We start from the raw sequence: 11,247 nt of genomic DNA, 5'->3' as shown, positions 1-11,247 counted from the left end.
GGATGATCAGAGTACGGCTGGGGAAGCCGCACTCAGCCGCGGGGCGGAATTCGCAGTCGCTCAAGGGACAGCGGCGACTGGTACACCGAATTCCGCCCCGCGGCACTGAGCGCGAGGCCGGGAGAACGAGCCGGACGCGACCAAGTTCGGCGAAGCACTCGCCCGAGACGACAACATACTCAAAGAATCGCAGAGGGCCAGGCTTCTGGAACGGCACGCAGAACTCCGCGCTGCAACCCACCAGCAGCCGCCGCACCACACACTCTGAACAACAGCGACGGTGGGCGGAACTCGCATGGCAGCAGAACCTCGCCGCGGCCCACTGATCCGACACGCTTCTCCCCGTCCGGTGAATCGCCGGACCGGGGCTCTGCCTGCCCGAACGCCCACTTCGAGAAACGCAAGCTCTTCCTCGGAACCCGCGCTCGGGCGTTCGGAACCTCGTGCATCCACGAGCACGCTTGCGTCCGATGCTCGCTCCTGCGACCCGAGCCGTCCCAGCGAGACCGGCTGGTCGAGATCCGCGACAAGCGGATCGATCGGATCTCCGAAGCTCAGCGCGAGGTCTGGCTCGGCAAGGCCGAAGGCCTTGAGATCAGTCTCACCGGCGCCGAGGCCAAGGTGGCTCACTTGATGCGACCCTCAAGCCCGCAGTCACCCACGTGGGCCTGCCCACCTTCGGCCAGATCGCCGGGCGCTCCAGCGCCCTGACCTCTTGTCATGGACTGGTCCCAGTGGCTGCGTCATGAGCCGCATCGGTGTCACGAAGGTCCATCTCGTGGGCTTCAGGGTGGGCGGCCTTCGGCGGCGCGTCCTGCGTGGCCGGAAGCGCCCGCCCCAGGCGCGCGAGCGGGGACAAGGCCATCACCACTGGGGACAGCATCATGCCTGTGGCCGTCACTAGGAGGCTGGCGCGCAGCCCCCACTCCTCAGCGAGAAATCCGCCCAGCAGAGAACCAAGCGGGGTCAGCCCCATGCCGACAAACGTGATCGTCGCGGCCACGCGGCCCTGCATCCCGTCCGGAGTGACGGCCTGCCGGACGGCCATGACCGTGACCGTCACGAACTGACCGCCGGTCCCGAAAACGAAGCTGACCACAAGGAGCGCGGGAACCGTCACCGCAGAGGAGCCGTGCAGCGCGGGCACACACAGGAACACGCCATCGCCAAGTGCTGCCGCAGACACGAGCACCGCGCCATGACCGAACCGGCTCGGCAGGCTGGCGGCCAGCATCGAGCCCAGGAGCGCGCCCGGCCCTGTTGCCGCAAGCGCCAGCCCGACGGCAGTGCCCGACAGATGCAGTTCCCGCGGCAGGAAGAGCAGATAGACGGTCATCATGGCCGCGAAGGAGAACTGGAAGGCGGCCGACGCGAGGCACACGGTCCGCAGCGAGGTATCGCTGACGACAAAACGGAGACCCTCATGGATCCGTCGCCATACCCCAGGGGGGCGTTCCGAGCGCTCCGGGATCGATTCGATCCGGCGGATCCGTCGGATCGACAGGAACGACAGGGCGAAAAACAGTGCGCTGGAGGCGGCAGCGATGGGTGCCGACAGCAGTGACACCAGCGCACCGCCTAGGGCGGGACCGCCGATCTGCGCCGCGGACCGGCTGCCCTCGAGCGCGCTGTTGCCCCGCACCAACTGATCCCGCTTCATCAGCCGTACGAGAGACGTCTGGTATGCCACGTCGAAGAACACAGACAGGGCCCCGACGGCGAAAGCGACCACAAGCAGGGCGGGCAGTCCGAGCCAACCGAGGAGGCCGGCCACGGCGGTGGCGCCCAGCGCCAGGGTCCGTCCGACGTCCGTCAGCACCATCACAGTGCGGGCCCGCCACCTGTCCACCCACGCGCCGACGAAGAGCGAGAGCAACAGGATCGGCGCCTGCCCCACCGCGCGCAGGACGCCTAACCGGCCGGCATCGGCGTTGAGCGTCAGGACAGCGAAGAGAGGCAGCACCACCAGACTTGCATGTTCGCCCAGTTGGGAGGCCGTCTGACCCATCCAGAGCCTGCGGAAGTCGCCGTCCCGCCACAGGCTTGACGGAACAGGTCGATCGGAATCTGATACAGCAGAGGAAGCGGACGGCACGGGGATCCCTCGGATTGCCGACTACGAGGCCCGCCACCCGGCGCACAACAGGTGCACCGACGGTTCAGGCAGGGAAGGCTCGCTGTGCCACAACATCAAGGGCAGCACGCGATGACAGGCCGATCACGGCCTACAACGTCAACGCGCGCTCGGACGGCCGGGCATTTCTCAGCTCCTCGTGGGTGACTCGCTGCACCCAAACCCTAGCCCTCGGCGGCCCGGGCGCGAAAGGCGGGCTCGCTAGCCTCTCGCGCAAACCAATCAGGCTGAACCGGTAGTTCGGAGAAGGTCTCGCCGGGCTGGAACTGAAATCTGCGCTTCGACCGTAGCTCTGGTCACCAACGCCATCCGCTACGCCGGCGCCCCTATCGGGCTGCGGCTGACCAGAGACGAGCGCCTGGTCTGCGAAGTCACCGACCCCAGCCAGTCGCAGCCCTACCTGCGCCGGGCGCGGCTGTCCGACGAGGGCGGCTCGGGCCCGTTCCTGGTCGCCCCGATCGCCCACCATTGGGGCAGCAGCTGCCGCCCCCGCGGCAAGACCATCTGGACCGAGCAGCTGCTCACGCCCGAGTGGTCAGCCGTCGCCGCCGCCCAGCCAGTCGCGCGCGTCGAACCAGCCGACATCGGCGCCTGTCTGCCCTTTCGGCGCCCGTGTCGCCGGCTTGGGGCGGGCGGCTGCGTACGGCCGGCCGCGAAGTGGAGCTGCGGGAGGTTGCGGCGGTGTACTATCGCGCTCCCACCCCGTACTCCGTGTGCTACGGGTCACCTGCCGTTTCAGCAGCGGGACTTCGCTGCCACAGAGGCCGGCACGAGTCGGCGGCGTCTTGAACATCGGCACGGCTCGGAACGCCGACGGAGGTGGAGGACGACGTCGCTCGGGTTACCGTCTGGCTTCGTTCGGAGCCGACTGTTATCGGGGGCCGGCGAACTTGCCCCGCTCCCCCAGCCGTTGATGCCTGGTAGTCATCGACCCGTTGGAAGCCGCCAAAGAGCCCGTCCTCGCCGGTGAGGCCGGCGAAGTCACCGTCGGATTTCGGGTGGAGTTCGAGCCCGGTGGCCTGCCGATAGAACACGGCCGGCGCCTCGGGATCGGCACAGTCGGGTGTTATCACCGTTGGCTTCATCTGCGGGGAGAATCGGAGCGCGAAGGCCGGCGCGGGGCCCATGCGCAGTGTGTTCGTGTTCTCCGCAGGTGAAAGAGCGGCGACCGTCGCCTCACTCGATCGGCACCTGCCCCAGCAGCGCGATCCTGATGACACCGGTCCACAACGGCCGCGGCGTACGTAACCCCAGGCCCTTGGCGGTGAGGGCCGGGAAGCGGACCGGAGCGCCGGGGAAGGGTGCCGACCCCTGCGCAGGGATCGGGGCGCAACCGGACCACCGCCCGTAACCCGATCCTCACGCGGGGCGGGTGTGATCGCATACGGAGACACAGCGCACCGCAGCAGACCGAGCACCGTATCCGGCCGGCATAGCCTGCAGGCCAGGGCACTGTCCTCGGTGAGCAGGTCCGCGGCCTGCTCACGAGAGTCGGTCTTGACCGTTGCGCCAGACGGCCGGCAGAAGCCTTGGTGGACGCCGATGATCGCGCGGCGGCCTTCGCCACGACCTGCTCGACCACCCCAGTCCGGGGTGGGGGCTGACGTGCGGCAAGCACGCGCGGCTCACAGCAGGCCCGCGCATCGGGGCCGACCAACCCGACTTCCGTGATCAGCAGCGCAACGTCAGCCATCTGCTCGTCGCTCCACCCGGTCACCTCCAGAAGCAGGCTGTTCAGCGGACCGCCGGCCGGCTCCGCGCGTTCATGGCCAGGGTTCGGGTCGTGGTCGCGTAGTCGGCGCGTCGCCTCACCCGGGTCAAGTGGGGTGTCACGGTCCGGTCTGTCGCGTACTTCTGCCGTGGTGGGGAACAATTCCTCTACGAGAGGTCGCCGGCCCCCTGTGACCGCACGAGCCGACGCGCTCTGGGCATTTCCTCGTGCGCCGCCTCCCGTGGAGTCGTGTACTGCAGCGATGAGTGACTCCACTGGACGGCATGAGGATTCCGCCCTCCGCATAGAGCCGCTCCTCGGAGGAGTACTCCGATGACCACCACACTCAAGATCACGTCTCTGCCACCCGCACACCGTGACCGTCTCCTGAGCCTTGCCGAAGACGTCCGGTTCTCCGCGGCACGGCGGCTTTTCGAGGAACACACGGTCGCCGACCGCTTCTGGATCCTGAAGACCGGGGCGGTGACTCTCGACGCACAGCTTCCTCACCGTCGTCGCGCGGAAATAGAAACGCTGGGACCGGGCGAGCTGGTCGGACTGTCCTGGCTCTTCCCGCCCTTCGAGTGGGAACTGGGCGCCGAGACGTTGAGCCCCGTCCGCGCCTATGAATTCGACGCTCCCCAGGTCCGGGCGCTGTGCCGGTCGGATCCCGAGTTCGGATTCGCGATCAGCCAATGGGTCGGCCTGGTGCTCACCCAACGACTGCACGCGACACGCGGACGACTGCTCGATCTCTACGAAGCCGCCGCACGGGCCTGAACCCGTCCGTGAGGTTCGGGCCCGATTCCAGATGCTCACCGGTCTCCTCCAGGAGATGACGCCCGGAAGACCGCCGCAGCTCACACGGCCCTGCCGAGCGAGGGCAGGGCTGTGGGCGCGTTGTTGTGATGCCGCGATCTCCGCGTACGTGTTGTCGTGGCTTTCCCAGGGAATGCGTCGGCGGACTTGCCGGGCTCCAGGCCCTGGTAGGTCTCGAAGGAGTGGGTGATCGCCAGCAGGTCGAAGCCAGGGACGTCACCGATGTCCTGCGGGCGCAACCGGGGTGCCCCGGCGACCGGGATCCGCATCGCAGGCTCCGGTCCCTGGGTGACCTGTCCGGCGTCTCGGCGACGGGGGCGTACACGTGAGCGCTTCGTCCGTACGCGGCAGAACTACCCCGGCAAGGTTCAGACGCGTGGCCGGTATCCCAGTGCTCTTGTGATCTCTCCGGCGTTCGCATACCGGTCGTCCGTAGGAAGTTCTCGCACCGCTTCCATCAGCGCGTCCGGAGCGTACGAGCCGGAAAGAGTACGCAAGAGGGACGCGCGGTCCGCAGGGAAGACCGTGCGGCTCAGGCGACGCGCGAGTTCGGCTCTGAGTTCCTCGGCCTCGGCCTCGGCGCGCGCCCGCTCTCGTTCCTCACCAGGTGGGGGGACGGGGCCGCCCGGGTCGACGTGCACGTCGTCGTCGGCTGGAGGCTCGGGGTCGTACGCCTCGTGTGCGTGGGTGGTGTGGCCGGACCGCAGAAATGCCTGCAGTTCGTGCTTGCGCTGATCGTCCTCATGGGGGCTGAGACGGCTGCTTCCTCGCTCCATGGTGGGGACACCTCCTTGCCGGTCGGGTGTGCATCCGCCCGGTCAGTTGTTGGACAGCGCTTCAAGCAAGCCCCCGACGGGCCGGGGCGGGCAAGGCGCGGGCGACGTCTGCCTGGGCAACCATGCCGCTCGTCCTGACCAAAGATGGGCAGGGCACCGACTGCCAGCTCCGCCATCCTGTGAGCCGCGAGCAGGACAGATTCGTTTGCGCCGATGCACTCGGTGTTGGGGATCACGATTTCCCGCGCGGTGGTTATTGGGGACACGTCCCTTCACTTCTGTTGGGTCGGAGTCTCTGCACCCGGGCTGCCGGTCGCCGGAGCCCCACCGTGCAGAGCCGCAAGAGGAAGAGCGGAGTGCACTCTGCACGGCGTACTCCAGGATGTCCTCGCTCCCGCGAAATCCTGGGAGCACCACCCCAGGCCGTCTGCGGGGCGGACGGCCGGGTGACTGGTCGGGCAGACGGCAGCCAGTTCCACCCGACTGCGCGGCCCGTACGGCCAAGGCCGCCCCGTTTCCCGTTCCCGGGTCCAGCACAGCCACCCTTCCAGGTTCCCTGCTGAAGACTCCGGTCGCCTCTCGAGACGACCCGCCTGCGCTCCTGTGAGGGGCAGGCTGCGGCTGTTCCGTGCTGAGCGGCTGGTCGTACTCGATGGGTGGGCCGCTTCCGTACGGGCGGAACGTGGGCAGACACACGAGAACGCAGATATGCGCCATGTCACTCCGGGTAATCCACAAGTTCGGTGGCGCACGAAGCGAGGACGAGAGCGATGTCCGCAGACCCCTCCCCTGAAGGTCCGGGGCCCGTCCCCGGCAAGCCGGATCCAGTGCCACACGACCCGCAATCGCCGTCCGTACCAGATACCGGCGAACCCGAGCCCCAGCCGGACGCGGAACCGCCCCTGCGCCGGGTCCGGGATCCCGCCCCGTCCCCGAGCCACCCGACTGACCAGAGCGCTCCTGCCTGAGGGCGTGGGGCGCCCATGTTGAAAAGTCACGTATTCGTTTAGGGCGCGGACCTGGATGATCACGCTCAGTCATCATTGGAGGGGTCATCTTGAGGGGGAGCAGGCTGATCGCGGAAACCCTGCCGCATTGAGCACGGATCCTGCTTCCACGCACACTCGCGCCGAGGCTCCGGAGCAGCCGGCCGTGGCGACATCCATGCCCGTGGCCCCCAACACCAGCGAGCCGGATCCCACGCGCCGACATGTGACCGGGGACCCGGCCGCCCTCTGCCGCATGACCGCTCATCAAGTACGGCAGATATCCATCGAAACCCAAACGAACGCGTCTGTCCAGCAGCGATGACCTGGCCTTCGCAGCAGGTGCTCCGGAGACCGCAGACTCCGCCGAGACCCGGGACAGCGACTGCGACAGAAGATTTCAGCAGAAAACCGAAGGGACACGTAGGGGGCAGACCTCGCAGGACATCAAACCCAGCGTCCCGCATGCCGAGCAGCCCTGGTGCCGGCCACCGCGGCGGTGGCCGCCTTCGTGTCCTGGCCGGCCCTGCGGACGACGGTATGAAAGCCCTCGGATATGCCCGTGGTGACACCTGCGGTCCGGGATCAGCGGAGACTGAAGAGAAGCCTTCGATGCCGGATCGATGTGTCATGGCCGTGCATGGCTGAGCCCGGCAAAGCGCCCCGGCTGCCTGCGGGGTCAGTCTTCAGGAATCGCAACGGGTGACTACCACAGGAGTGTCGTGCCAAGGAAAATCCGATGGCACGGTGCAGACCTGGAACGGGACCGAAGCATCGCCAGGCACCAGGCCACGCCAACCCCGCAGCACCGCGAGGAGGGAGAGGACATGGCACGGGTGGTAGTCGAGGGCACCGATATCGTCGTACGCCTGTCCTGGCGGGAGAAGGCGGCGGCACGCCACCGCGATGTGCGGGTTCCGGTGTCGGCGCTGCGCCAGCTCTATGTCGAGCCCGACTGGTGGCGTGCGCTTCGCGGTGGGCGCGGTCGGGGCACCTGGATTCCCGGACGGTTGTGCGCGGGCATCCGGCATCTCCGAGAGGGACAGGACTTCGCGTGGGTACGGGCCGGCCGGCCGGTGCTGTGTGTGGAACTGCGCCGGGGTGCGCCGTTCAGCCGGCTGGCGATCTCCGTCCCCGACGCCGAGGAGGCGATGCGAGCTCTGCTGCCGCTGGTCCCACGGGATCGGCTGGGATGAAGGTGAGCGGGTGAGCGCGTCCCTGTTCCCGGATGTCGAACATCGAGTGGGCGAAGTACTCGTCACCGGCCGAGAGTTGGGCGACGTACAGACTCTTCGGGTAGCTCGGCCCGTATGCCCGGCCCCGGGGTCCGCACCGGAAGCCGGCAGCCTCTCTCACGTTCCGTGATTCGCGGGCAGCGTCGCCTGCTCGACACCTTGTTCCTATACCGTGCGCCGATATCGGAGTCCGCAATGGCTCGTGGGGCCGTGGTCGAGGAGCGAGCGATGGGGACAACGTCGGCGTCTGCCGAGGCGGGGAAGCTTCGGCGGCACCTGGGTGTGTTCGACGCCGTGGTGATCGGGCTCGGGTCGATGATCGGTGCGGGGATCTTCGCCGCGCTCGCCCCGGCTGCCGGTGTGGCCGGCTCCGGACTGCTGCTGGGTCTGACGCTGGCCGCGGTGGTGTCGTACTGCAACGCCACGTCCTCCGCCCGCCTGGCCGCCCGCTACCCGCAGTCGGGGGGTACGTACGTCTACGGCCGCGAACGGCTCGGGGAGTTCTGGGGCTACCTGGCCGGCTGGGGCTTCGTGGTCGGCAAGACCGCCTCCTGTGCGGCAATGGCCCTCACCGTCGGCTCGTACGTATGGCCCGGACAAGCGCACGCAGTCGCGGTTGCCACGGTGGTGGCGCTGACCGCAGTGAACTTCGTCGGCGTGCAGAAGTCCGCGTGGCTGACGCGCGGGATCGTCGCGGTCGTACTGGCCGTGCTCGCCACCGTGGTCGCCGCCTGCGTGAGCGGCGGCGCGTCCGATACCTCGTGGCTGGACGTGGGGGCGGGCGCCACCTTCGGCGGGGTGCTGCAGGCGGCCGGGCTGCTGTTCTTCGCCTTCGCCGGCTACGCGCGCATCGCCACTCTGGGCGAGGAGGTCCGCGACCCCCGGCGGACCATCCCCCGCGCGATCCCGACCGCACTCGGTATCACCCTGGTGGTGTACGCGGCCGTCGCCGTGTCCGTGCTCGCGGTGCTCGGTACGGACCGGCTCGCCCACACCGCCGCCCCTCTCGCCGAGGCCGTACGTGCCGCGGGCGTCCCCGGACTTGCCCCGGTGGTGCGGGGCGCGGCAGCCGTCGCGGCGCTCGGCTCACTGCTCGCACTGATCCTCGGTGTCTCGCGCACCACTCTGGCGATGGCCCGCGACCGGCACCTGCCGCACACCCTGGCCGCCGTCCACCCCCGGTTCCAGGTCCCGCACCGCGCCGAGCTCGCGGTCGGGGCCCTCGTCGCCGTCCTGGCCGCCACCACGGACCTGCGAGGCGCGATCGGCTTCTCCTCCTTCGGCGTGCTGGTCTACTACGCCATCGCCAACGCCTCCGCCTGGACCTTGCCCCCCGTCGAGGGCGGCCCCGCCCGGATCGTGCCGATCGTCGGGACGGCCGGCTGCCTCGCCCTGGCGTTCGCCCTCCCGCTCGCCTCGGTGCTGTGGGGGGCCGCCGTGATCGCGGCCGGTGCCGCCGCCTACGGTCTGCGCAAGGCACTCACCCGCCGCGCCTGAGCGGCCGGCAGGTTACGGGCGGGGCCGGTCCTCGGCCGGCGCCGTCCCCGCCTCGGCCGCCCGGTAGACGCGGCGGGTGCGCCCCTCGACGACCCGCTGCTCGGGGACCATCAGCCCATTGCTTCCCGCGACGGTTCATCGGGCGGCGTCGTGCTTGCCGGCGAGTCCGTCAAATCCGCTGCCGGAGTAGTAGGAGATGCCGTACGGCCCACCGATGCGCGGCCGGTGCTCGGTGTTGTGGCCCCACGCCATCTGCTTCATCCGCTCGCGCTCCTGGGTACTCGGGGCTATCGGGCGGGCCTGGACAACGGACATGGCAGGAAGTCCGATCGAAGAAGTTGATCACGACGGTCCGCAGCTGCCGTATCCGGCCCCGGGCCACTCGGGCAGGGTGGCTGAGTAGGGAAATCGGACGCTCACCGTGGGTCACCCTCCCGGGCCGCGAGCGTCGTTCGTCGGCCTGGTGTCCTGCCCTGATGTCAGTGGTCCTGAGGGCTGCTGCGCTCCGGCTCCTCCAGATACTCGGGGCAGTCGGGGTTGTGGCAGGGGCCCGGGCCCCGCACGGGCACGAAGACTCCGAGAGTCTTGTGCCGCCTCACGATGGTGGGATCCACGGGGTGCTTGCAAACTGGGCACACAAGCAGCCCCTGAGGACCGGTCTCATGCTCAACTTTGCTCATTCTTCAACGATAGGCCGTGCGATCGGAGAAGGAGACAGGCCACGCGTCGCTCATCGTGCGGCGGTGATCCGTGCGCCGGTCGGGCGGGGCACCGGCTGCTGGTCCAGTCCGGCATGTTTGCGCCGTCGAGTCCGGGGTCCCCGGTTGCGGCACCTGACCTGGAGGATGCCTTCTCCTCCCGAGCGGCAGAGGCCGGGCGGGACGCATCGGCGCAGGCTGAGAGCGACGGTTGCGGCCAGTACGACCTTCCCGCGGGTCACCCTCCCGCTGTCGATGCCGGGCATGAATTCCGGCACGCTGCTGACGTTCGTCCCGGCCAACGGTGATTACGTGAGTGGTCCGGTGACGCGAGGAACGGAGCGCAGTAGCGCGGCGGTGTACGGGTGGGCTGGGCGTTCGGTGACCGCCTCGGTGGGTCCGGTCTCGACGATTCGGCCGCCGTACATGACTGCGACCCGCCGGGCCCGCCCGTGGAGCAGGCCGATGTCGTGGGTGATGAGCAGGGCGGCCGGGCCGCGCGTCTCACGGTGACGGCCGAGCAGGTCGAGGACGGTGACGTCGAGGGCGGTGGTGGGTTCGTCGGCGAGCAGCAGGGCGGGGGAACCGGCCAGGGCTGCCGCGATACCGGCGCGCCGGCGCAGACCGCCGGAGAGCTCATGCGGGTAGGCGCGGGCTTGCCGGGCCGGGTCGACGTGTGCTGGATGGTCGCCGCCTGCATTCGCGGAATCCAGGGGGAGCAGATCGGGCCGGACAGCATTGCCTGTATGACCAAGCACTTCCCCGGCGGCGGCCGGCGGGGCCGTCCGTGGTCCCACGCCGACATGCGCCTTCGTCGCCCGGCTCCGAAGCCCCGGGCAGCTTCGGGTTGTTCACGCACCGTTCGGCGGGAATCACCCACCGAACGGCGGCCCGCTGCCTTGCATGACGCGCCCGATGGTGTCCGGGCCCATGGGGCCGCCGAAGAACCCCGTCACCGATCCCGCTCCGCCGCCGGTCCGAACGGTTCCGACGGCGGCGGCGATGGTGGCGGCTCCGGTGGTCAGTGAGGCCGCATGGTTTCCAGCCACTGCAGGACCTCGGGGGTCACGGGGTCGGTGATGTCGGCGAACTCGTCGTGCTTCTTGAGGAACTTCGCCACGTAGGGGCAGACCGGCACGATGCGTTTCCCCGAGGTGCGTACGTCGCTCAACGCCTGCTGTACGAGTATCGAGGCCAGGCCCTGTCCGGCGAAGGCGTTGTCGATTTCGGTGTGGTAGAAAACGCGCTGGTCGTCGCGGTCGCGGTACACGGTGAGGCCTGCGGTTTTGCCGTCGACCAGGATTTCGTAACGGTGTTCGGGGTCCACTCGCTGGACAGTCGGAGCGGCGGCGGGCTGCGTCATCGTATGCCTTTCAGTGGCGCGTCGGGTT

General features: G+C 69.0%; 10 protein-coding genes and 2 pseudogenes. 4 read left to right on the top strand and 8 right to left on the bottom strand.

What is annotated here, in order from left to right:
* Nucleotides 1-718 precede the first annotated feature (718 nt).
* The gene (locus IEZ15_RS42380) at nucleotides 719-2,095 is read right to left on the bottom strand and encodes an MFS transporter (protein ID WP_308427514.1); all 1,377 of its coding nucleotides are present in this window, start codon (nucleotides 2,093-2,095) and stop codon (nucleotides 719-721) included.
* Between the two features lie 304 nt (nucleotides 2,096-2,399).
* On the opposite strand from IEZ15_RS42380, the pseudogene IEZ15_RS46115 reads away from it, so the two are divergent.
* A pseudogene (locus tag IEZ15_RS46115) lies at nucleotides 2,400-2,669 on the top strand (ATP-binding protein); the annotation flags it as partial.
* A 181-nt stretch (nucleotides 2,670-2,850) separates the two neighbouring features.
* Here the strand turns inward: IEZ15_RS46115 and IEZ15_RS46945 are convergent.
* The gene (locus IEZ15_RS46945; RefSeq protein WP_189282275.1) at nucleotides 2,851-3,219 is read right to left on the bottom strand and encodes a VOC family protein; all 369 of its coding nucleotides are present in this window, start codon (nucleotides 3,217-3,219) and stop codon (nucleotides 2,851-2,853) included.
* A gap of 336 nt (nucleotides 3,220-3,555) precedes the next feature.
* A pseudogene (locus IEZ15_RS47575) lies at nucleotides 3,556-3,696 on the bottom strand (DUF6233 domain-containing protein); the annotation flags it as partial.
* A 482-nt stretch (nucleotides 3,697-4,178) separates the two neighbouring features.
* Here IEZ15_RS47575 and IEZ15_RS42370 point away from each other — a divergent pair.
* On the top strand, nucleotides 4,179-4,625 hold the full coding sequence (locus tag IEZ15_RS42370) for a Crp/Fnr family transcriptional regulator (protein WP_114242635.1): 447 nt from the start codon (nucleotides 4,179-4,181) through the stop codon (nucleotides 4,623-4,625).
* Nucleotides 4,626-4,705: 80 nt separating this feature from the next.
* Here the strand turns inward: IEZ15_RS42370 and IEZ15_RS42365 are convergent, their stop codons facing one another.
* Together IEZ15_RS42365 and IEZ15_RS42360 are read right to left on the bottom strand one after the other, a co-directional pair.
* Nucleotides 4,706-4,933 (bottom strand): hypothetical protein, encoded by a 228-nt coding sequence (locus IEZ15_RS42365; RefSeq protein WP_189282274.1) that lies wholly within the window; start codon nucleotides 4,931-4,933, stop codon nucleotides 4,706-4,708.
* Nucleotides 4,934-5,032: 99 nt separating this feature from the next.
* The gene (locus IEZ15_RS42360) at nucleotides 5,033-5,440 is read right to left on the bottom strand and encodes a DUF2795 domain-containing protein (protein ID WP_114242637.1); all 408 of its coding nucleotides are present in this window, start codon (nucleotides 5,438-5,440) and stop codon (nucleotides 5,033-5,035) included.
* Between the two features lie 1,813 nt (nucleotides 5,441-7,253).
* Between IEZ15_RS42360 and IEZ15_RS42355 the strand changes: the two genes are divergently transcribed.
* Nucleotides 7,254-7,622 carry a hypothetical protein gene (locus tag IEZ15_RS42355; RefSeq protein WP_189282273.1) on the top strand — a complete coding sequence of 123 codons (369 nt, stop codon included), beginning with the start codon at nucleotides 7,254-7,256 and terminating at the stop codon, nucleotides 7,620-7,622.
* Between the two features lie 267 nt (nucleotides 7,623-7,889).
* A complete protein-coding gene (locus IEZ15_RS42350) occupies nucleotides 7,890-9,158 on the top strand; it encodes an APC family permease (RefSeq protein WP_189282272.1) in 1,269 nt (422 codons plus the stop codon).
* Between the two features lie 135 nt (nucleotides 9,159-9,293).
* Here the strand turns inward: IEZ15_RS42350 and IEZ15_RS42340 are convergent, their stop codons facing one another.
* From IEZ15_RS42340 to IEZ15_RS42330, 3 genes are all read right to left on the bottom strand, one after another.
* Nucleotides 9,294-9,473: a hypothetical protein gene (locus IEZ15_RS42340; RefSeq protein ID WP_189282271.1), complete on the bottom strand. Its 180-nt coding sequence runs from the start codon at nucleotides 9,471-9,473 to the stop codon at nucleotides 9,294-9,296.
* Nucleotides 9,474-10,164: 691 nt separating this feature from the next.
* Nucleotides 10,165-10,614, bottom strand: coding sequence for an ABC transporter ATP-binding protein (locus IEZ15_RS42335; protein ID WP_189282270.1), 450 nt, complete (start codon nucleotides 10,612-10,614; stop codon nucleotides 10,165-10,167).
* Between the two features lie 263 nt (nucleotides 10,615-10,877).
* Nucleotides 10,878-11,219, bottom strand: coding sequence for a GNAT family N-acetyltransferase (locus IEZ15_RS42330; RefSeq protein WP_189282269.1), 342 nt, complete (start codon nucleotides 11,217-11,219; stop codon nucleotides 10,878-10,880).
* Nucleotides 11,220-11,247 lie beyond the last annotated feature (28 nt).

The organism is Streptomyces atratus (assembly GCF_014648655.1).
Taxonomy (GTDB): domain Bacteria; phylum Actinomycetota; class Actinomycetes; order Streptomycetales; family Streptomycetaceae; genus Streptomyces; species Streptomyces atratus.
The sequence above is the reverse complement of the archived record's forward strand: the minus strand, read 5'-3'. Positions and strand labels throughout refer to the sequence as shown.

Bases quoted from the DNA above. Each gene is read 5' to 3' on its own strand.
- IEZ15_RS46945 (WP_189282275.1), bottom strand. From the start codon at position 3,219: ATGAAGCCAACGGTGATAACACCCGACTGTGCCGATCCCGAGGCGCCG.
- IEZ15_RS42370 (WP_114242635.1), top strand. From the start codon at position 4,179: ATGACCACCACACTCAAGATCACGTCTCTGCCACCCGCACACCGTGAC.
- IEZ15_RS42365 (WP_189282274.1), bottom strand. From the start codon at position 4,933: ATGCGGATCCCGGTCGCCGGGGCACCCCGGTTGCGCCCGCAGGACATC.
- IEZ15_RS42360 (WP_114242637.1), bottom strand. From the start codon at position 5,440: ATGGAGCGAGGAAGCAGCCGTCTCAGCCCCCATGAGGACGATCAGCGC.
- IEZ15_RS42355 (WP_189282273.1), top strand. From the start codon at position 7,254: ATGGCACGGGTGGTAGTCGAGGGCACCGATATCGTCGTACGCCTGTCC.
- IEZ15_RS42350 (WP_189282272.1), top strand. From the start codon at position 7,890: ATGGGGACAACGTCGGCGTCTGCCGAGGCGGGGAAGCTTCGGCGGCAC.
- IEZ15_RS42340 (WP_189282271.1), bottom strand. From the start codon at position 9,473: ATGTCCGTTGTCCAGGCCCGCCCGATAGCCCCGAGTACCCAGGAGCGC.
- IEZ15_RS42330 (WP_189282269.1), bottom strand. From the start codon at position 11,219: ATGACGCAGCCCGCCGCCGCTCCGACTGTCCAGCGAGTGGACCCCGAA.